This is a genomic window from Plasticicumulans lactativorans (genome assembly GCF_004341245.1).
Lineage (GTDB): Bacteria > Pseudomonadota > Gammaproteobacteria > Competibacterales > Competibacteraceae > Plasticicumulans_A > Plasticicumulans_A lactativorans.
The window spans coordinates 154,662-173,034 of record NZ_SLWY01000011.1 but is presented as its reverse complement, the minus strand read 5'-3'; the positions used below and the strand labels follow the sequence as shown (position 1 = coordinate 173,034).

Below are 18,373 nucleotides of genomic sequence, written 5' to 3'. Positions count from 1 at the left end.
CTTACGTGCCGTTACAAGCGCTCACGCGACGCTAACGCGGGCCTTTCAGAGGAAGCTGTGCTCGGGATCGCCGAGGAAGGCGAGCTCCTCGGCGCGGCTGTCGCGCCCGAGGAGGGCGTTCAGCTCGGGGAAGCGGCCGAAGCGCTCGATCACCGCCTGGTGGCGGCGGGCGTAGTCGAGGAAGCCGTCGAACTCGGCGGCGAGCGCGGCCGGCGCCTCGTCGCGCAGGCGCTCGAAGGCGGCGACGCTGACCGCCTGCAGCGTGCGGTCCTCGGCGTGTTCGAGCGGCAGGTAAAAGAACAGGCGCTGGATCGGCAGCAACTGCCGGTCGTCGCCGCGGGCGAGCCCGACCAGCGTCAGGCGCTGCGCATGGGCATCGTTGGCGAAGGCCGCCGCGCTGCCGCGGTGGATGTGGCGCGAGAACTGGTCGAGCACGACGACCAGCGCGAGCCGCCCCGCCGGCGTGGCCGGCCAGGCCTCATCGAGGGCGCCGGCGGCGGCCTGCGCGTGCAGCGCGCCGAAGCGCGCGCGGATCGCGTCATCGTAGGCGCGCCCGTTGCCGAACCAGCGCTCGAGGCGGTCGCGGTTGAAGCGGTCGGCGCTGGCCAGCGGGCCGAACCAGTCGTCGAGCACCGCGCCGGCGGCGGCGGGCGTGGCGCTCATTCCTCCGCGGCCACCGCGGCGTCGCGCGGCCGGTGGAACTTCGGGAACAGCCACTGCACCACCGAGCTCGACGGCGCGAAGGCGTGGCAGGTGCCGAGGATCGGCGGCGGCGCGTCGAGCTGCTGCAGTTCCGCGGCCTTCTTCTCGCGCACCTTGTAGAGCGTCTGGTAGGCGGTGGTCGCCATCGGCCCGAGCAGCTCGGTGAGGTGGGTGCAGCCGGCGACGCCGCCGAACAGCTCCTTGAGCCGGCGGTTCCAGCCGCGGCCGATGCGCAGCCCGACCAGCCGGCGGTAGGCGCCGGCGATCTCCGGGCAGATCGCGAACGGCGAGTAGTCGGTGCTCGCCTCGGCGGCGTGGATGCGCATGTCGGTGTCGATGGTGATGCGCAGCCACATGCCGTGCACCGGCTCGCCGGCGCGGATCTCGCCGCCGCGGTCGCGGTTGGCGAAGCTGTAGGTCTTGACGTCGGTCATGTGACCTTCGACGTCCCACAGGCCGTCGTCGCGCTCGTAGCCGAAGCACTCGACGGTGCGCGTGTGCAGGAGCTTGCGCGGGGCGGGGGTGGACAGCGGCATGGCGGCGGCCTCCGGCGGTTCAGTCGAAATAGGTACCGTCGATGATCTTGTCGAGCCGCTCCTGGGTGACCGCGAGCACGGCGTGCTTCTCCTGCGGGGTGTAGTCCCACCAGTGCTCGATCTCCTCGGCGGTGCGGTAGCAGCCTTCGCAGAGGAGGGTCTCGGGGTGCATCTGGCAGACGCCGATGCAGGGGGAGGGCGGGTCTTCGAGGGCGGCGTCGGTCATGGCGGTGGGCAGTGGCGTGGAAAAGGTGCGTCGCAGCATAGCGATAATCCCGAGTGCCGCGCTAGGGATAGCCCCGCGGGCGCATGGCTGCCATGCGCCCGCGGGGCAGGCGCCGATTCCACTACAATCGCAGCCCTCGCACGCGGCTGCTCCGTCCCGCCGGGGCGCACGCCGCAACCCTCCCGATACCGAAGGTGTTACCGATGAGCGACGCCCGTCACCTGAGCATCCTGCAGAACGTCCGCCCGCAGGACATCCGCAACTTCTGCGCCGACGTGTTCCAGCACGCCGACGGCGGGCTGTTCACGCTCGACCTGCCGGCGCACCTCGCCGCCAAGCGCTTCCTGGAGCACGCACCGGGGCTGTGGCGCCTCGCCAACCTGATCCCCAACCGCTGACGCCGCGGCGATGGACCACGCGTTCTGGCACGCGCGCTGGGCGCGCGGCGAGATCGGCTTCCACCAGAGCGAGACCAACCCGCACCTCGTGCGCTTCTGGCCCGCGCTGGGCCTGCCGGCGGGGGCCGAGGTGTTCGTGCCGCTGTGCGGCAAGTCGCTCGACCTGCTCTGGCTGGCGCACCAGGGGCATGCGGTGCTCGGCGTCGAACTGCACCGCCCGGCGGTGGCCGCGTTCTTCGCCGAGAACGGGCTGGCGGCCGAGGTGCGCCCGCACGGCGCCTTCGAGGCGTGGTGCTGCGGGCGCCTGCGCATCCTCTGCGGCGACGTGTTCGCGCTGGCGCCGGCCGTGCTCGCCGGCGTGCGCGGCGTCTACGACCGCGCCGCGCTGATCGCGCTGCCGCCGGCGCTGCGCGCCACCTACGTGGCGTACCTGGGCGCGGTGCTGCCCCCCGCCGCGGCGACGCTGCTGGTCACGCTCGAATACCCCGAGGGCGAGCGCGAGGGACCGCCGTTCAGCGTGCCCGAGGCCGAGGTGCGCACCCTCTACGAACCGCGGCTCACGGTCGAGCCGCTCGCCAGCGTCGACCTGCTGGCGAGCGAGCCCGAGCGCTACGCCGGCCGCGGCATCACGCGCATCGCCGACCGCGTCTACGCACTGCGCCCGCGCGCCGCCGTCTAGCGGCCGGGGACCGCGTCAGCTCGGTGGAGCACGAACGGACGCCCAAAAAGAAACCGCCCGGCACGGGGCCGGGCGGTCGCTCATCAGCACGTGGCGCCCGCGCGGGGCGCCGCGGCGCAGGTTCAGGCAACCTTGGCGAGCTTGTCGAACTCGGCCTTGAAGCCGGCCAGCAGGTCGGCCAGCGCCTTGGCGTCGGCCTGGACCTTGGTGCCCAGCGCCTTGACGACTTCGACGGAGCTCTCGCCGAACGCCTTCAGGCTGTCGGCATCGCTGACGTCGGTGGCGGCCTGCAGGCGGGCGACGCCGAGGTCGGCGTAGCTGCGCAGCACGCCGAACTGGAAGGCGGTCAGCTTCTCGAGGTTGGCGACGGCCAGCTTGTTGGCGCTGACGACCGGGGCGACGACGGCTTCGAGCGAGGGGACGGTGAGCTTGGTCATGATGAATACCTCAGCAGGGGGTGATTGGGTTCCTGTTGCGTTGCAGCATAGCAGGATCATGCTGCAACGCAACATCTATTTTTTCCGTCACCATCACGCCACGCACCTGCCGTCGCGGCGCCTCCACCGCATTACCCACCCACTGGCCCGCTAGCAGCCGGAAACGTTCGATGAGGGCGGCGTCGGACGGGGGGCGGCAGGTCCGGCACCGCCGCGCCCGGCTTCCGGGCGCGGTGCCCCCGTCCTTCCAGCACGCCCCAGCGTCAGCCCGGCGCGTCGGTCAACGTTTACCGGAGCGCGCGCGGCACGGCACGGCGGTCCGCGGCAAGGGCATGCCGTCGCGCTGCGTCGGGCGGCTCTCGCCTTCGCGATCGCTCCTCTGGCTTGGCGATCGCGCATTTTGGGCCGCTTCAGGCGCCTGCTGAATGATCAGCACCTTGCATCAATGCCTCAGTGCCTCCTCGGCCGGCAGGTGGGCGTAGCCGAGCGCCTCGGCCACGGCGGCGTAGGTGACGTGGCCGGCGTGCACGTTGAGGCCGGCGCGCAGGCCGGCATCGTCGCCGAGCGCGCGCCGCCAGCCCTTGTCGGCGAGCGCGAGGGTGTAGGGCAGGGTGGCGTTGTTCAGCGCGAAGGTGCTGGTGCGCGGCACCGCACCGGGCATGTTGGCCACGCAGTAGTGGATCACCTCGTCGACCACGTAGATCGGGTCGGCGTGCGTGGTCGGGTGCGAGGTCTCGAAGCAGCCGCCCTGGTCGATCGCGACGTCGACCAGCACCGAGCCCTTCTTCATCTGCGTCACCTGCGCACGGCTGACCAGCTTCGGCGCCGCGGCGCCGGGCACCAGCACCGCGCCGACCACCAGGTCGGCGTCGAGCACGTGCGCCTCGACCGATTCGCGGGTCGAGAACACCGTGGCGATCTGTGCGCCGTACTGTTCGTCGAGCTGCTTCAGGCGCTCGATCGAGCGGTCGAGCACGAACACGTTGGCGCCCATGCCGACGGCGATGCGCACCGCGTTGGCGCCGACCACGCCGCCGCCGATGATCACCACCTTCGCCGCCGCCACGCCGGGCACGCCGCCGAGCAGCATGCCGAGGCCGCCGTTCTCCTTCTCCAGGCAGTGCGCACCGGCCTGGATCGCCATGCGTCCGGCCACCTCGGACATCGGCGCCAGCAGCGGCAGCCCGCCGTGCGCGCCGACCACGGTCTCGTAGGCGATCGCGGTGCAGCCGCTGGCGAGCAGCGCGCGCGTCTGCTCCGGGTCGGGGGCGAGGTGCAGGTAGGTGAACAGCACCTGGCCGGGGCGCAGCAGCGCGCACTCGGCCGGCTGCGGCTCCTTGACCTTGACGATCATCTCGGCGCGCGCGAACACCTCCGCGGCGCTGTCGACGATCTCGGCGCCGGCGGCGTGGTAGTGCGGGTCGTCGCAGCCGATGCCGGCACCGGCGTGGGCCTCGATCAGCACGCGGTGCCCGTGCGCGCTCAGTTCGCGCACGCTGCCGGGGGTCATGCCGACGCGGAACTCGTTGTTCTTGATCTCTCTGGGTACGCCGATGAGCATCGCTTCCACCTCGCCGAAGACATGCGGCGTTAGGGCGCGCCGCGGGCCGTATGCCGGCAAGCGTAGCCCCGCCGGCCCGCCGTCGCGGGGTGCGGTGTAACGGCGTATTTACGGGACGGGCGCGAAGGCGATGCGCTCGGCGCCGTGGTAGACGAGGAAGTGGCGCCCGCGCAGCCGCCCGACCAGGGTCACGCCGGTGCGCCGGGCGATGTCGAGCCCCATCTGCGTGGTGCCCGAGCGCGAGGTGAGCACCGGCACGCCCATGCGCGCGACCTTCATCACCATCTCCGAGGTCAGCCGGCCGGTGGTGTAGAACAGCGTGTCGGCGCCGTCGACGCCGTTGAGCCACATCCAGCCGGCGATGGCATCGACCGCGTTGTGGCGGCCGACGTCCTCGTAGAAGCACAGGACCTCGCCGCCGCGGGCGAGCGCACAGCCGTGGATCGAGCCGGTGTGCTTGTACAGCGTGTCGCGCACGCGCATCGCCTCGGCGAGTTCGTGCAGCGCCGCCACCGGCAGCAGCGGCGCTTCGAGCCGGGTGTGCTCGATCTTCTCCATCAGACTGCCGAACACCGTGCCCTGGCCGCAGCCGGTGGTGACGGTGCGCCGCCCGAGCTGCGCCTCCCAGTCGCCGATGCCGCGGCGCGTGGTGACCGCGGCGGCCTCGACCTCCCAGTCCACCTGCACCGCGAGGATGTCGTCGAGCTCGTCGACCAGACCCTGGTTGCGCAGGTAGCCGAGCGCGAGCAACTCGGGCTGCGTGCCGACCGTCATCAGCGTGACGATCTCGCGCCTGTCCACGTACAGCGTCAGCGGGCGCTCGGCCGGCACCGCACCGGCGCGGACGTGGCCGTTCTCGTCGACCGCGAGGACGGGGTGCGCGGCGTCGGCGCCGGCGCGGCTCATCTCGGGCAGATGCTGTGGCGGTCGGGGTGCGGGCATGGTGGCGGCTCGGCGGGCGTCTGCACCTGATGCTAGACGCTGCTTCGCGCCGTGCCCGCCAGCGGGCGCGGCAGGCGCTGCTAAGCTGGAACGTCGACCGCCGTCGCCGGAGTCAGCACCGCGCATGAACGCTCCGCCCGCAGATCCCGTCATGCCCGTCGCCGTGGTGATGGAATGGCGCGACGACCACGGCAACCGCTGGCTGGAGCGGCGCTGGAGCTGCGTCGGCGTGGCCTGCGGCGCGGCGCACGCGGCACCGCCTGCCGCCGCGCCCGAGCCGGCGGTGATCCACCGCGATGCCCACGGCGAGCAGTGGCTGTGGCGCGGGCTCGCGGTGCGCCTGTACCGCGACGAGCTGGAGAGCTACTACCAGAACCTGATGGGCGCCGCCCCCGGCGTGTTCGTGGTCACCCGGCCCGACGCGCGCGGCGACCCGTACCCTTGGCTGGTCACGCTGTGCTACGACCAGGCCGGCAACTGCATGGAGGTCGATGAAACCGTGCACAAGGTCGCGATGCCTGCCGAACTCTACCGCTGGCTCGAAGCCTACGTGCTCGCCGGCTACGCCCCCGAACCCCGCCACAAGCGGCAGCGCAGCTGAGGGGCGGTGTGGTGAACCCGCCCGATCACCGGCCGTCGTGGCTGCTGCGCTGGGCCGAGCGCAAGGCGCGCGCGCGCGCCGGGCAGGCGGCGGGTGCCGATGTGCCGGTCGCCGCCGGGGAGCAGGCGGCGGTCGACGCGGCGCCGCAGCCGCCGGTGCCGGAGTTGCCCGAGCTGGAATCGCTGGGGCCGGACTCCGACTTCCGCCCCTTCCTCGACCGCCGGGTCGACGCCGCGCTGCGCCGCCTCGCGCTGCGCCGGCTGTTCAGCCAGCCCGCGTTCAACGCCGGCGACGGGCTCGACACCTACATCGACGACTGCACCGCCTTCACCCCGCTCGGTGAGGTGATCACCGCCGACATGCGCCACCTCGCCGAGGTCGAGGCGCGGCGGCTGGCCGCCACCGTGTCCGCCCCAACGCCCGGCGGGGCGCCGTCCGCCGGCGCCCCGGTGCCCGTCGGGGCGGACGGCGACGGCCCTGACCTGGCCGGCACCGACGTCGCTTCGCCTGCCGCCGACACCACGGCGCCCGTGGCGGATGTCGACGTCGTCGAGGGGCGCGGATGAGCGCCGGCGCCGAGCGGCGCGCGCAGGCGCTCGCCGCCGCGGCGGCCGTGCCGGTGCAGCCGACCGACGCCGTGGAACTGCACTCGGCCGGGCGCGTGCTGATCCTCGGCCCGCTGCCGGCGGCGCTCGCCGCGGCGGCGCGGCTGGCGCCGGTGCTCGCCTGCAGCGTGCTCGCCGAGGATGCGCTCGTCGCCGCCACGCCGCCCGCAGGCGTGGCGCTGTACTTCCGTCAGGGCCGCACGCTGCAGGTAGAGGGCCACCTCGGGGCGTTTCGCGTGGTGCTCGGCCGCGGCGACGCGGCGCTCGATCTCGGTGCCCTGCTGGAGCCGGCGCGACCGCTCTTCGACCTGGTGCTCGACCTCGGCGCCGGCGCCGTCTGCACGCAGGACTGGCCGCCGCTCGGTTACCGGCACGCGCCGGATGCGGCGGCGCTCGACGCGGCGCTGGCGGAGCTGCCGGAACTGGTCGGCAGCTTCGAGAAGCCCCGCTACTTCGCCTACGACGCCGCCCTCTGCGTGCACGGACCGAAGGGGCTGGGCGGCTGCCGGCGCTGCATCGACGCCTGCCCGGCCGAGGCCATCATCTCGGTCGGCGAGCGCGTGCAGGTCGACCCCAAGCTCTGCCAGGGCGGCGGCGTCTGCGCCAGCGTGTGCCCGAGCGGCGCCATGCGCTACCGCTATCCGCGCCCGGCCGACGCGCTCGAACGGCTGCGGCGCCTGCTCGCGGCATGGCTCGCGGCCGGGGACGGCCGGCCGGTGCTGCTGCTGTACGACGCCCGTGCCGACCAGCCCGACTGGAACGCCTGGCCCGACGGCGTGCTGCCGGTGGAACTCGAGGAGATCGGCAGCGCCGGGCTCGAGTTCTGGCTGGGTGCGTTCGCCTTCGGCGCCGCGCGCGTGTGCCTCGCGCGCGGCGCCGCACTGCCGGCGCGGGTCGCGCGGGCGCTGGACGAGCAGCTCGACCTCGGCCGTGCGCTGCTCGACGGCCTCGGCTACCCGGGCGATGCGCTCGCCTGGGTGGCGGCCGCGGCGGCGCCGGCGGCGGCGCTCACCGGCCCAGCGATGCCGCCGCTGCCGCCCGCGACCTACGCGGGGTTCGACGACAAGCGCTCGATGCTGTGGGCCGCCATCGACCACCTGTACGCGCACGCGCCGCAACGCGCGGAGGTGCTGGCGCTGTCGGCGGGCGCCCCGTTCGGGCGCATCGCGGTCGACACGCAGGCCTGCACCCTGTGCATGGCCTGCGTGTCGGTGTGCACGCCGCGCGCGCTCGGCGACGGCGGCGATACCCCAAAGCTCACCTTCATCGAAGGCGCCTGCGTGCAGTGCGGGCTGTGCGAGCGCGCCTGCCCCGAACACGCGATCAGCCGCGAGCCGCGCCTGCTGGTGCCGTTCGAACGCCGGCGCGTGCCGGTGCTGCTGCACGAGGAGCCGCCGTTCTGCTGCGTGGTGTGCGGCAAGCCCTTCGCCACGCCGGCGATGATCCGCACGATCACCGCGAAACTCGCGCACCACCCGATGTTCGCCGGCGACGGCCTGCGGCGCCTGCAGATGTGCGACGAATGCCGGGTGAAGGAACTGTTCCGCGGCGAGGGGCTCGGCCGGGCAGCGCCGGGGCGCGACGCATGAGCGCGGCGAGCGACGCCGTCGCACTGCGCGGCACCACCTGGACGCTGCTCGCCGCGCTGCTGCGCGCGCCGCCGGACGCGGCGCTGCTGGCGCGGCTGCGGGCGCTGCCGGCGGGCGACCCCGGCGATCCGCGTCCGCTCGCCGCGGCCTGGGCGGCGCTGCGCAGCGCCGCCTGCACGAGCGCCCCCGAGACGCTCGCGGCGGAATACCAGGCCTTGTTCATCGGCGTCGGGCGCGGCGAGCTCGTGCCCTACGGCTCGTGGTACCTGACGGGCTTCCTGATGGAGCGGCCACTCGGCGAGTTGCGCGACACGCTCGCGCGGCTCGGCTATGCGCGCAGCGACGGGGCGCACGAGCCCGAGGACCACGCCGGTGCGCTGTGCGAAACCCTGGCGCTGCTGCTCGCCGACCCCGACCTCACCGCGGAGCAGGCGACGGCGTTCTTCGCGCAGCACGTCGACCCGTGGATCGGGCACTTCTTCGCCGATCTCGAAAACGCACCGTCGGCGCACTTCTACAGGGCAGTGGGACGCCTCGGCTCGGCCTTCGTCGCGTTCGAACGCCGCTACCTCGCGCTGCCGCCCTGAGCGGCGCACATTCCAGGGTTGCATGACCTACGCTGATGCCATGGCAGGGCGGAGGGCACGCGATGAACGAGATCGTCGAGACAGGCGAACGTGTGGCCAGCGAGGCGCGGCGCGCCTTCCTGAAACGCCTCGGCGGCGGCGCCGGTGCCGCTGCGGCCGCGGTGCTGCTGCCGCAGGCCGCGACCGGCGCACCCCCCGCCGCGGTGCCGCCACCGGCCACCGCGTCGGGTTACCGGGAGACCGCGCACGTGCGCGCGTACTACCAGAGCGCCGATCGCTGAACCGGGGGCCGCCATGAAGCTGACCAGGAAAGGCATGGGCGAGCCGGCCGCCGCCGGCGTGTTCCGCGGGCGCACGGTGACGCGGCGCGAGTTCCTCGCCGGGTCCGGGCTTGCCGTCGGCAGTGCCGCGCTCGCCGGGCTGCTTGCCCCGGGGCTGATGCGCCGGGCGCGCGCCGCCGACCCCGCGCCGGCACCGGCCGCGGCGCCGGTCGAGATCAGGCGCACGATCTGCGGGCATTGTTCGGTGGGCTGCGGCGTCTACGCCGAGGTGCGCAGCGGCGTGTGGGTCGGGCAGGAGCCGGCGTTCGACCACCCGATCAACCTCGGTTCGCACTGCGCCAAGGGCGCCAGCCTGCGCGAGCACGGCCACGGCGAGCGGCGGCTCAAGTACCCGATGAAGCTCGTCGACGGCCAGTGGACGCGCGTCACCTGGCAGCAGGCGCTCGACGAGCTCGGCGCGCGCCTGCTGCAGATCCGCGAGGCGTCGGGCCCCGATTCGGTGTACTGGCTTGGTTCGAGCAAGCACAGCAACGAGCAGGCCTACCTGTTCCGCAAGTTCGCGGCGTTCTGGGGCTCGAACAACATCGACCACCAGGCGCGCATCTGTCATTCGACCACCGTCGCGGGTGTGGCCAACACCTGGGGCTACGGGGCGATGACCAACTCGTACAACGACATCGTCAACGCCAAGGCGGTGTTCTTCATCGGCTCGAACGCCGCCGAGGCCCACCCGGTGTCGATGCAGCACGTGCTGCGCGCCAAGGAGCGCGGCGCGAAGATGATCGTCTGCGACCCGCGCTTCACGCGCACCGCGGCGCACGCCGACATCTACGTGCGGCTGCGCCCGGGCACCGACGTGCCGTTCATCTGGGGCCTGCTGTGGCACATCTTCGGCAACGGCTGGGAGGACCGCAGCTTCATCGAGCAGCGCGTCTACGGTCTCGACGAGGTGCGCGCCGAGGTCGCCAAGTGGCCGCCGGCCGAGGTCGAGCGCGTCACCGGCGTCAAGCCGGAGCTGGTCCGGCGGGTCGCGCAGACCATGGCCGAGAACCGCCCCGGCACCTTCGTCTGGTGCATGGGCGGCACCCAGCACAGCATCGGTAACAACAACACGCGCGCCTACTGCATCTTCCAGCTCGCGCTCGGCAACCTCGGCGTCGCCGGCGGCGGCACCAACATCTTCCGCGGGCACGACAACGTGCAGGGCGCGACCGACGTCGGCCCGAACTCCGATTCGCTGCCGGCGTACTACGGCCTGTCGCCCGACGCCTGGAAGCACTGGGCGCGGGTGTGGGACGTCGACCTCGACTACCTGAAGTCGCGCTTCGACCCCGGCGAGTACGACGACGGCAAGGGCGGCAGGCTGAGCCCGATGAACATGCCCGGCATCACCGTGAGCCGCTGGATCGACGGGGTGCTCGAGGACGGCGCCAACATCACGCAGAAGCACCCGTTGCGGGCGATGGTGTTCTGGGGCCACGCGCCCAACAGCCAGACGCGCGGCCCGCAGATGAAGCAGGCGATGGAGAAGCTCGACCTGCTGGTGATCATCGATCCCTACCCGACCGCCGCGGCGGTGATGCACGAGCGGCGCAACGACACCTGGCTGCTGCCGGCCTGCACGCAGTTCGAGACCACCGGTTCGTGCACGGCGTCGAACCGCTCGATCCAGTGGCGCGACAAGGTCATCGAGCCGCTGTTCGAGTCCAAGCCCGACCACGTGATCATGTACCTGTTCGCGAAACGCTTCGGCTTCGCCGAGCCGCTGTTCAAGCACATCGCGGTGAACGGCGACGAGCCGTCGATCGAGGACCTGACGCGCGAATTCAACCGCGGCAGCTGGACCATCGGCTACACCGGCCAGAGCCCGGAGCGCCTCAAGGCGCACCAGAAGAACTGGCATGTGTTCAGCCCCGACACGCTCAGGGCCGAGGGCGGCCCGCCCGACGTCGCCGGCGACTACTACGGCCTGCCGTGGCCGTGCTGGGGCACGCCCGCGCTGCGCCACCCCGGCAGCCCCAACCTGTACGACACCCGCGTGCCGGTCGCCGAGGGCGGCCTGTGCTTCCGCGCCAACTTCGGGGTGGAGCGCAACGGCGTGAACCTGCTCGCCGAGGGCAGCTATCCGAAAGGCTCCGAGATCGAGGACGGCTACCCGGAATTCAGCTTCGGCCTGCTGCAGAAGCTCGGCTGGGACGGCGACCTCACGGCCGACGAACTCGCGGCGATCCGCGCCGTGGGCGGCGACAAACCCGAGGCGGTGAACTGGAAGACCGACCTCTCGGGCGGCATCCAGCGCGTGGCGATCAAGCACGGCTGCGCGCCCTTCGGCAACGCCAAGGCGCGCTGCGTGGTGTGGAACTTCCCCGACGCCGTGCCGGTGCACCGCGAGCCGGTCTACGCCAGCCGGCGCGAACTCGCCGAGCAGTACCCGACCTACGCCGACCGCAAGGCCTTCTTCCGCCTGCCGACGCGCTACGCGTCGATCCAGGCCCGCGACTACAGCAGGGACTTCCCGCTGATCCACACCAGCGGGCGCCTGGTCGAGTACGAGGGCGGCGGCGAGGAGACGCGCTCCAATCCGTGGCTCGCCGAACTGCAGCAGCACATGTTCGTCGAGATCAACCCGGTCGACGCCAACAATGCCGGCGTGCGCGACGGCCAGGACGTCTGGCTCGAAGGTCCCGAGGGCGGGCGCATCCGGGTGCGGGCGATGGTGACGCGGCGGGTGGGCCCGGGGGTGGTGTTCACGCCCTTCCACTTCGCCGGCCACTTCCAGGGCCGTGACCTGCGCTCGAAGTATCCGGCGGGTTCCGACCCCTACGTGCTCGGCGAGTCCAACAACATCGCCACCACCTACGGCTACGACTCGGTGACGATGATGCAGGAGACCAAGGTCACGCTCTGCCGCGTGATACCGGCCTGACGACGGGAGAGGTGAGCGAAATGGCGCGAATGAAGTTTCTCTGCGACGCCGAGCGCTGCATCGAGTGCAATGCCTGCGTGACCGCCTGCAAGAACGAAAACGAAGTGCCCTGGGGGGTGAACCGCCGGCGCGTGGTGACCCTCGACGACGGCGTGCCCGGCGAGAAGTCCATCTCGGTCGCGTGCATGCACTGCTCCGATGCCCCGTGCATGGCGGTGTGCCCGGTCGACTGCTTCTACCAGACCGCCGACGGCCTGGTGCTGCACGACAAGGACCTCTGCATCGGCTGCGGCTACTGCTTCTACGCCTGCCCGTTCGGTGCGCCGCAGTACCCGCAGAAGTCGGCGTTCGGCACCCGCGGCAAGATGGACAAATGCACCTTCTGCGCCGGCGGCCCCGAGGCCGACGGCTCCGAGGAGGAGTTCCATAAGTACGGCCGCAACCGCATCGCCGAGGGCAAGCTGCCGCTGTGTGCCGAGATGTGCTCGACCAAGGCCCTGCTCGCCGGCGACGGCGACGTCGTCGCCGACATCTTCCGCAAGCGCGTGATCCAGCGCGGCGGTCGGCCGCAGACCTGGGGCTGGGACAAGGCGTACCCGGAATGAACCGCGTGCCGCTGCTGCTGCTGGGGTGCGTCGCGGCGCTGGCCGGCTGCTACGAGCGCGTGGGCGACGTCGTGCTGCACGAGCCGCACGTCTACAAGGGCAAGGCCGATCCGCTGATCGCGCGGATGGAGCAGCCCGGCCTGCGCGAGCGCCTGCGCGAGCGGCTCGTCGCCGTGCAGGCCGAACGCGAGAGGGGGCAGCCATGAACACCGTTGCCAAGCGCGAGCACCCGCTGGTGCTGCTCGCCCTGTGCTGGGGGCTGGCGGCAGGGCTCGTCATGGGGCTCGACGGCGGCTTCGGCCCGGCGCGTGCCGAGACCGCCGCGGCGCCGGCGGGGCAGGGGACGGCCGCGGCGCCCGCCGGGGAGGCGCAGGACGCCGTCCCGCACCCCGGCTGGACGCGCGACGCCGACGGCAAGTGGGTCAACCCGCGTGCGCGGACCTGGCGCGAGGTGCGCGAAGGCTACGGCGGCTATACCGCGGTGGTCGGCACCGCGGGCGACGACAAGGGCGTGCTGATCCAGAACGGCGGCGAGAACTGGCGCCAGCTGCGCAACGGCCCGGTCGCGGCCGTGGCCGGCTGGGGCCTGCTCGGCGTGGTCGGCATCCTCGCGGCGTACTTCGCGCTGCGCGGCAGCGTCAGGCTCGACCACGGGCGCAGCGGGCTGACCGTGCCGCGCTGGAGTGCGGTGTCGCGCTTCATCCACTGGTACACGGCAGTGCTGTTCGTGGTGCTGGCGCTGACCGGGCTGTCGCTGCTGTTCGGACGTCACCTGCTGATCCCGCTGCTCGGCAAGTCCGCCTTCGCGGCCTATGCCGGGTTCGCCAAGGCCTTCCACAACTACCTCGGCCCGTTCTTCGGCGTCGGCGTGCTGGCGCTGGCGCTGGCGTGGGGGCGCGCCAACCTGTTCGCGCCGCGCGAGGACGTGGCGTGGATCAAGGCCGGGGGCGGGTTGGTCGGCAAGGGCCACCCGTCGGCCGGGCGGTTCAACTTCGGCGAGAAGACCTGGTTCTGGGTGGTGGTGCTGGTCGGGGGTGCGGTCGTCGCATCGGGGCTGGTGCTCGACTTCCCGCAGTTCGGGCAGACGCGCCAGACGATGCAGTGGGCGCACCTCGTCCACGTGGTGCTGGCGATGGCGATGCTCGCCTTCGCGCTCGGCCACATCTACATCGGCAGCATCGGCAGCGAGGGCTCGCTGCAGGGGATGGTCACCGGTCGGGTCGACGTCAACTGGGCGAAGCAGCACCACGATCTCTGGTACGACGAGATCAGCGCCGAGCCGCCGCCGCCGCCGGCGACCGGGCGCACCCCGCCGGGGAGGCCGCAGCGGGTCTGAGCGGGCGCGGGCGCCACCACCCCGGCCCGGCCGCGGGGAGGGCGCCGCGGCGTCATCGGTGCGGCGTCGTGCGCGCTGATCCTGACGCGCACTCGTTCCTGGATCTCGGGTTCTGGGCGTGGGATACGGCGTTCCCGTGGACGTAGACTGTGGTCATGGACAAGACCATATTCCGAAAAGACGTCTTCTTCTGTGCCGCCCTCGCGGCCAGTGCTGCCGCGATGTACCTGTCGATCCGGTTGGGCGGAGGCTGGTGGTTTGTGGCGGCGTTCATGGGCTCGTGGCTGTTGCTCGGGGCGGTGTTCCGGTGCGCCGGTGGATCGTGGATCATCAGCGTCGGCGGCGCGTTCCTAGCTGCAGCCATCATCTTCCCGGGCGTTGTCAAGCTGTATGAGCGCAGCGATCACGCGCAGGCCATCAGGGACGAGCAGGCGCGAGTCGCAGCGCGCGCGAAAGCCGCGCAGGACGCGCAGCGGCAAGCCGAGATCACCCGCCAGAATCGCGAGCGCGCCGCGGCGCAGGCCGCCGACAAGGCACGCCGTCTGCCGGTGTCACGCAAAGAAGCCGAAAGCCTCATTTCCCTGATCACCGCCGACCAGCCACTGCGGTCGCGCGGCATCCGCAGCATCGCAGTGGATGGAAGCGATCCTGATCAACTTGTCGTCGTGGTCGAAAACGCTTGGCACGACCGCAACAAGTACGTACGCAAGGCCGATGCGATGGGGCTGGGCAAGCTCTGGGCAACCGTTCACGCCGCCAACCCGACCGTCACGATTCGAGCGCTCAGCGGCGACCAAGTGGCGTTCGCGATCGGAGCGGATTCCGTGAGCTTGGCGGATGAGTAGCGCCCAGACTCATCGAAATGCCACCACATTCCTCTTTTTGCGCAAGCAATTGATTTTGCTGGTTTGTAAATGCGTTTATTGCGGCGTTTTTTATCCACAAAAAACAATAAATTTATTATATAAATCATTTATTTAATTCCATCCAGGCAGCGTGCTTGGCGCGCATGTCGGCGAGCACCTCGAGGTCGATCAGGTCGTCGTCGCGCATGCGCTCGTCGTAGTTCTCCCAGCCCATGAAGTCGCGCAGCGCCCGCCGCGTCTCGGCGTCGAAGGCCTGCGCCGCGGGCTCGGCGGCGTAGAAGCCGCGCGCGTGCAGCAGCCGGCGCAGCTCCAGCGCGAGCGTGGGCGTGATCGGCACGAGCTGCTCCGGCGGGCTGCGGAAGTAGGTCAGCCGGTGCAGGCCGTAGAGCCGTTCGAGCTCGGCGATCGGCGTCGGGTGGTCGTACACCGAGATGTCGACGTAGCGGTCGTCGTGGCCGCCGTAGCCGCCGCCGGCGCGCACCACCTTGACCGCCGCCGACTGCTGGCCGCGGCGGTCGCCGCCCGCCGCCTGCCCGGCCGCCAGCGCCCGCAGCAGGCGCTCGACCAGCGGCCCGGATGCGCTGGTGAAGGTCGTGTACATCGCCTCGACCACCGCGGCGCCGGCGAGCGTGTTGCCCTGCACCGCGCAGTGCCCGCCGACGCGCCCGCCGGCCCAGCCGAAGCACGCCGCGCCGGTGAAGCTCGCCGCGCGTCCGCACGCGTCGACGATGCCGACCTGGCGGTAGTCGCGGTCGGCGTCGGTGCCGGTGAGCACCTCGAGCGCCTGCTCGGGGCTCGCGCCGTTCTCCAGCAGGCTCAGGCCGCGCGGCCCGAAGCTCGTGTTGCAGTACGACTGCGTGGCCACCGCGCCGACGCCCGCGCGCGCGAACGGGATGCTGACGCCGACGTTGGGGAACTTGGACTGCACGGCGACGCCGAGGTCGCCGTTGGCCGGGTCGAAGCCGACGATGGAGAAGGTCATGGCGAAGTCCGTGCACGGGGTGGGGGGAGCGCCACCATTCTTCACCGTCGCGTGCGGTGCCGCCAGCGCGTCAGCCGGGTGCCGCGTGCTGGCGGCGCCAGGCGGCGGGCGAGGCGCCGGTGCGGCGGCTGAAGAAGCGCGAGAAGTAGGCCGGGTCGCGGAAGCCGAGCGCGTAGCCGATCTCGGCCGCGCTCATCGAGGTGTACAGCAGGTCGCGCTGCGCCTCGGCGAGCAGGCGCGCGTGGATCACCGCGAGCGGCGAGCGCCCGGCGATGCGCCGGCAGACCTCCTGCAGGCGGCTCTCGCTGACGCACAGGCGCGCGGCGTAGTCGCCGATCGCGCGCTCGTGATCGCGAAAGCCCGCCTCGACCAGCTGGCGGAAGCGCAGGAACAGCTCGTCCTCGCCCGCCTGCAGCCGCTCGTCCGCGCTCGCGCGCGCGGCCTTCAGGCGCACCACCGCGGCGAGCACCAGGCCGAGGTGCGCGGCGATCGCGGTGATGCGCCCCGGCATCGACCACACGAACTCGCTGGCGATCGCCTCGAAGTGCGCCGCCAGCGCGTGCAGCCTCATCTCGTCGGCGCTCGGCTCGAACACCGCCACGCGTTCCAGCACCGGGCGGATCTCGGCGGCCATGCGGCCGGTCAGCACGCCGTCGATGAAGCGCTCCGACACCGTCAGCACGTAGCCCTCGGTGTCGGGCGCGAAGCTGAAGCCGTGCACCACCGCCGGCGGCAGCACGATCAGCGTCGGCGCGCGCAGCTCGATGCGGCGCTCGTCGCAGCGCAGTTCGCCGCTGCCGCGCACCATCAGGAACAGCTGGGCGAGGTCGCGGTGGCGGTGCGGCTGGATCTCCCAGGCATGCAGGCTGCTGCGCGCGGCGATGGTCTCGACGTGCAGGAAGTCGCGCTCGGCGTCGCGGTCGGGTTCGCCGTACAGGGCGTAGCGGGGGATGGCGGCCGTCTCGCGCATCTCGGGTGCCTCCAGGTCGGGCAGCGCTGCCGGCCCTGCCGTGGGCGGCGTCCGCGGACGCCGGCCGGGCTCGTGGGCACGCGGCGAAGGCTACCGGAAAAGTACAAGAATCGCCCCGATTCATCCATTCCGACGGAGGCGATGCATCGGTAGATTTTGACTCCAGAGAGCCGGCAATCGACCAGATAAGCGATAACCGAACATCTCGATCCGCCGCGGACGCACCCGGTCCGCGGCCTCAGGTCAACGAGCCCATGGCCGCCCGAGCCGCGCGCCAGCCGAGAGAGGAAGCCCCATGTCCACCCCGTCCCCGCACGCCATCCGCACCCAGGTCGCGATCATCGGCGCCGGCCCCGCCGGCCTGCTGCTGTCCCAGCTGCTGCACCTGCAGGGCATCGAGTCGATCGTGCTCGAATCCCGCAGCCGCGATGCCATCGAAGGCACCATCAAGGCCGGCATCCTGGAGCAGGGCACCATCGACCTGATGAACGCGATCGGTGCCGGCGAACGCATGATGAAGGAAGGTTTCGTCCACGAAGGCATCCGCCTGCGCTTCGATGGCCGCGAGGAGCGCATTGATTTTCCCGAACTCACCGGCGGCAGGAAGGTGATGATTTACGCCCAGCACGAGGTCATCAAGGACCTGGTGCAGGTGCGGCTCGACACCGGCGCGGACATCCGCTTCGAGGTCAGCGAGGTCAGCGTGCACGAACTCGGCGGCACGCGCCCGCAGGTCCGCTTCCGCGACCGCGACGGCGTGCTGCGTCGCATCGACTGCGACTTCATCGCCGGCTGCGACGGCACCCAGGGCGTGAGCCGGCCGTCGATCCCGGCGGGCGAGCTGAGCATCTACGAGCGCCTCTACCCGTTCGGCTGGTTCGGCATCCTCTGCAAGGCGCCGCCGTCCTCCGACGAGCTGATCTACGCCCACCACGAGCGCGGTTTCGTGCTGGTCAGCACGCGCTCGCCGGAAGTACAACGCATGTACTTCCAGTGCGACCCCACCGACAAGGTCGAGAACTGGTCCGACGACCGCATCTGGGCGGAGTTCAACGCCCGCCTGGGGAGCCGCGACGGCTGGAAGCTGCAGGAAGGCCCGATCTTCCACAAGGTGATCGTCGGCATGCGCAGCCAGGTGGTCGAGCCGATGCGCTACGGGCGGCTGTTCCTCGCCGGCGACGCGGCCCACGTGGTGCCGCCGACCGGCGCCAAGGGGCTCAACCTGGCGGCGGCCGACGTGCGCGTGCTCGCCCGGGCGCTGACGCACTACTACGCCACCGGCCGCACTGACCTGCTCGACGGCTACTCCGACACCGCGCTGAAGCGCATCTGGAAGGCGCAGCGCTTCTCGTGGTGGATGACCTCGATGCTGCACACCTTCCCCGGTGCCGACGCCTTCCAGCGCCGCGTGCAGATCGCCGAGCTCGACTACGTCACCGGTTCGCGCGCCGCCGCGACCGCGCTCGCCGAGAACTACGTCGGGCTGCCCTTCGACGGGCTCTGAGCGTCACCGAGCGGGCCGAGACCCGCACCTCCAGACACAA

General features: G+C 71.8%; 21 protein-coding genes. 13 read left to right on the top strand and 8 right to left on the bottom strand.

The features are described 5' to 3' along the window. Positions 1–45: 45 nt before the first annotated feature. The 3 genes from EV699_RS11425 to EV699_RS11415 are packed head-to-tail and all read right to left on the bottom strand — an operon-like array spanning position 46 to position 1,503. Entirely contained in the window at positions 46–663 is a 618-nt protein-coding gene (locus EV699_RS11425) for a DUF924 family protein (protein WP_132542765.1), read from the bottom strand. After that, positions 660–1,238 carry a DUF2889 domain-containing protein gene (locus tag EV699_RS11420; protein ID WP_132542763.1) on the bottom strand — a complete coding sequence of 193 codons (579 nt, stop codon included), beginning with the start codon at positions 1,236–1,238 and terminating at the stop codon, positions 660–662. Before EV699_RS11420 ends, EV699_RS11425 begins: the two co-directional genes overlap by 4 nt. A 19-nt stretch (positions 1,239–1,257) precedes the next feature. Beyond that, entirely contained in the window at positions 1,258–1,503 is a 246-nt protein-coding gene (locus EV699_RS11415; RefSeq protein ID WP_243662641.1) for a DUF1289 domain-containing protein, read from the bottom strand. A 164-nt stretch (positions 1,504–1,667) separates the two neighbouring features. Here EV699_RS11415 and EV699_RS11410 point away from each other — a divergent pair, with 164 nt between their 5' ends. Continuing rightward, positions 1,668–1,862 carry a hypothetical protein gene (locus EV699_RS11410; RefSeq protein ID WP_132542761.1) on the top strand — a complete coding sequence of 65 codons (195 nt, stop codon included), beginning with the start codon at positions 1,668–1,670 and terminating at the stop codon, positions 1,860–1,862. 10 nt (positions 1,863–1,872) lie between these two features. Next, complete coding sequence (locus EV699_RS11405; RefSeq protein WP_132542759.1) at positions 1,873–2,541, top strand: thiopurine S-methyltransferase; 669 nt, start codon at positions 1,873–1,875, stop codon at positions 2,539–2,541. Between the two features lie 122 nt (positions 2,542–2,663). Here EV699_RS11405 and EV699_RS11400 read toward each other — a convergent pair whose 3' ends face one another. The 3 genes from EV699_RS11400 to EV699_RS11390 form a co-directional block, all read right to left on the bottom strand. Beyond that, the gene (locus tag EV699_RS11400) at positions 2,664–2,978 is read right to left on the bottom strand and encodes a phasin family protein (protein WP_165904106.1); all 315 of its coding nucleotides are present in this window, start codon (positions 2,976–2,978) and stop codon (positions 2,664–2,666) included. Positions 2,979–3,420: 442 nt separating this feature from the next. Next, positions 3,421–4,539: an alanine dehydrogenase gene (gene ald / locus EV699_RS11395; RefSeq protein WP_132542755.1), complete on the bottom strand. Its 1,119-nt coding sequence runs from the start codon at positions 4,537–4,539 to the stop codon at positions 3,421–3,423. A 108-nt stretch (positions 4,540–4,647) separates the two neighbouring features. Then, entirely contained in the window at positions 4,648–5,481 is an 834-nt protein-coding gene (locus EV699_RS11390; RefSeq protein WP_243662640.1) for a formate dehydrogenase accessory sulfurtransferase FdhD, read from the bottom strand. Positions 5,482–5,632: 151 nt separating this feature from the next. Between EV699_RS11390 and EV699_RS11385 the strand changes: the two genes are divergently transcribed. The 10 genes from EV699_RS11385 to EV699_RS11340 all read left to right on the top strand — a co-directional run bounded on the left by EV699_RS11385 (position 5,633) and on the right by EV699_RS11340 (position 14,856). Beyond that, the gene (locus EV699_RS11385; protein ID WP_165904105.1) at positions 5,633–6,082 is read left to right on the top strand and encodes a DUF3305 domain-containing protein; all 450 of its coding nucleotides are present in this window, start codon (positions 5,633–5,635) and stop codon (positions 6,080–6,082) included. Positions 6,083–6,093: 11 nt separating this feature from the next. Continuing rightward, positions 6,094–6,648, top strand: a complete 555-nt coding sequence (locus EV699_RS11380; RefSeq protein ID WP_243662639.1) for a DUF3306 domain-containing protein — start codon at positions 6,094–6,096, stop codon at positions 6,646–6,648. Continuing rightward, on the top strand, positions 6,645–8,276 hold the full coding sequence (locus EV699_RS11375) for a 4Fe-4S binding protein (RefSeq protein WP_132542749.1): 1,632 nt from the start codon (positions 6,645–6,647) through the stop codon (positions 8,274–8,276). The genes EV699_RS11380 and EV699_RS11375 overlap by 4 nt, the downstream gene beginning before the upstream one ends. Further along, positions 8,273–8,863 (top strand): TorD/DmsD family molecular chaperone, encoded by a 591-nt coding sequence (locus EV699_RS11370; protein WP_132542747.1) that lies wholly within the window; start codon positions 8,273–8,275, stop codon positions 8,861–8,863. Before EV699_RS11375 ends, EV699_RS11370 begins: the two co-directional genes overlap by 4 nt. 62 nt (positions 8,864–8,925) lie before the next feature. After that, on the top strand, positions 8,926–9,144 hold the full coding sequence (locus EV699_RS11365; protein WP_132542745.1) for a transcriptional initiation protein Tat: 219 nt from the start codon (positions 8,926–8,928) through the stop codon (positions 9,142–9,144). Positions 9,145–9,157: 13 nt separating this feature from the next. After that, positions 9,158–12,070 (top strand): formate dehydrogenase subunit alpha, encoded by a 2,913-nt coding sequence (locus EV699_RS11360; protein ID WP_132542743.1) that lies wholly within the window; start codon positions 9,158–9,160, stop codon positions 12,068–12,070. A gap of 20 nt (positions 12,071–12,090) precedes the next feature. Then, positions 12,091–12,675 (top strand): formate dehydrogenase FDH3 subunit beta, encoded by a 585-nt coding sequence (fdh3B, locus tag EV699_RS11355; RefSeq protein WP_132542741.1) that lies wholly within the window; start codon positions 12,091–12,093, stop codon positions 12,673–12,675. Further along, a complete protein-coding gene (locus tag EV699_RS11350; RefSeq protein WP_132542739.1) occupies positions 12,672–12,881 on the top strand; it encodes a hypothetical protein in 210 nt (69 codons plus the stop codon). Before fdh3B ends, EV699_RS11350 begins: the two co-directional genes overlap by 4 nt. Then, positions 12,878–14,011, top strand: a complete 1,134-nt coding sequence (locus EV699_RS11345; RefSeq protein ID WP_132542737.1) for a formate dehydrogenase subunit gamma — start codon at positions 12,878–12,880, stop codon at positions 14,009–14,011. The genes EV699_RS11350 and EV699_RS11345 overlap by 4 nt, the downstream gene beginning before the upstream one ends. Positions 14,012–14,166: 155 nt before the next feature. Then, on the top strand, positions 14,167–14,856 hold the full coding sequence (locus EV699_RS11340) for a hypothetical protein (protein WP_132542735.1): 690 nt from the start codon (positions 14,167–14,169) through the stop codon (positions 14,854–14,856). A 124-nt stretch (positions 14,857–14,980) separates the two neighbouring features. Here EV699_RS11340 and EV699_RS11335 read toward each other — a convergent pair whose 3' ends face one another. Next, positions 14,981–15,859: a DUF1028 domain-containing protein gene (locus EV699_RS11335; protein ID WP_132542733.1), complete on the bottom strand. Its 879-nt coding sequence runs from the start codon at positions 15,857–15,859 to the stop codon at positions 14,981–14,983. A gap of 70 nt (positions 15,860–15,929) precedes the next feature. Beyond that, positions 15,930–16,829 (bottom strand): helix-turn-helix domain-containing protein, encoded by a 900-nt coding sequence (locus EV699_RS11330; protein WP_132542731.1) that lies wholly within the window; start codon positions 16,827–16,829, stop codon positions 15,930–15,932. A gap of 319 nt (positions 16,830–17,148) precedes the next feature. Here EV699_RS11330 and pobA point away from each other — a divergent pair, with 319 nt between their 5' ends. Further along, positions 17,149–18,333: a 4-hydroxybenzoate 3-monooxygenase gene (gene pobA / locus EV699_RS11325; protein WP_132542828.1), complete on the top strand. Its 1,185-nt coding sequence runs from the start codon at positions 17,149–17,151 to the stop codon at positions 18,331–18,333. The last annotated feature ends 40 nt before the right edge of the window (positions 18,334–18,373 follow it).

Coding starts and splice junctions, on each gene's coding strand:
- EV699_RS11360 (WP_132542743.1), top strand. CDS start 9,158: ATGAAGCTGACCAGGAAAGGCATGGGCGAGCCGGCCGCCGCCGGCGTG.
- fdh3B (WP_132542741.1), top strand. CDS start 12,091: ATGGCGCGAATGAAGTTTCTCTGCGACGCCGAGCGCTGCATCGAGTGC.
- EV699_RS11350 (WP_132542739.1), top strand. CDS start 12,672: ATGAACCGCGTGCCGCTGCTGCTGCTGGGGTGCGTCGCGGCGCTGGCC.
- EV699_RS11415 (WP_243662641.1), bottom strand. CDS start 1,503: ATGCTGCGACGCACCTTTTCCACGCCACTGCCCACCGCCATGACCGAC.
- EV699_RS11340 (WP_132542735.1), top strand. CDS start 14,167: ATGGACAAGACCATATTCCGAAAAGACGTCTTCTTCTGTGCCGCCCTC.
- EV699_RS11405 (WP_132542759.1), top strand. CDS start 1,873: ATGGACCACGCGTTCTGGCACGCGCGCTGGGCGCGCGGCGAGATCGGC.
- EV699_RS11330 (WP_132542731.1), bottom strand. CDS start 16,829: ATGCGCGAGACGGCCGCCATCCCCCGCTACGCCCTGTACGGCGAACCC.
- ald (WP_132542755.1), bottom strand. CDS start 4,539: ATGCTCATCGGCGTACCCAGAGAGATCAAGAACAACGAGTTCCGCGTC.
- EV699_RS11390 (WP_243662640.1), bottom strand. CDS start 5,481: ATGCCCGCACCCCGACCGCCACAGCATCTGCCCGAGATGAGCCGCGCC.
- EV699_RS11365 (WP_132542745.1), top strand. CDS start 8,926: ATGAACGAGATCGTCGAGACAGGCGAACGTGTGGCCAGCGAGGCGCGG.
- EV699_RS11345 (WP_132542737.1), top strand. CDS start 12,878: ATGAACACCGTTGCCAAGCGCGAGCACCCGCTGGTGCTGCTCGCCCTG.
- EV699_RS11420 (WP_132542763.1), bottom strand. CDS start 1,238: ATGCCGCTGTCCACCCCCGCCCCGCGCAAGCTCCTGCACACGCGCACC.
- EV699_RS11385 (WP_165904105.1), top strand. CDS start 5,633: ATGCCCGTCGCCGTGGTGATGGAATGGCGCGACGACCACGGCAACCGC.
- EV699_RS11375 (WP_132542749.1), top strand. CDS start 6,645: ATGAGCGCCGGCGCCGAGCGGCGCGCGCAGGCGCTCGCCGCCGCGGCG.
- EV699_RS11335 (WP_132542733.1), bottom strand. CDS start 15,859: ATGACCTTCTCCATCGTCGGCTTCGACCCGGCCAACGGCGACCTCGGC.
- EV699_RS11425 (WP_132542765.1), bottom strand. CDS start 663: ATGAGCGCCACGCCCGCCGCCGCCGGCGCGGTGCTCGACGACTGGTTC.
- EV699_RS11400 (WP_165904106.1), bottom strand. CDS start 2,978: ATGACCAAGCTCACCGTCCCCTCGCTCGAAGCCGTCGTCGCCCCGGTC.
- EV699_RS11370 (WP_132542747.1), top strand. CDS start 8,273: ATGAGCGCGGCGAGCGACGCCGTCGCACTGCGCGGCACCACCTGGACG.
- EV699_RS11410 (WP_132542761.1), top strand. CDS start 1,668: ATGAGCGACGCCCGTCACCTGAGCATCCTGCAGAACGTCCGCCCGCAG.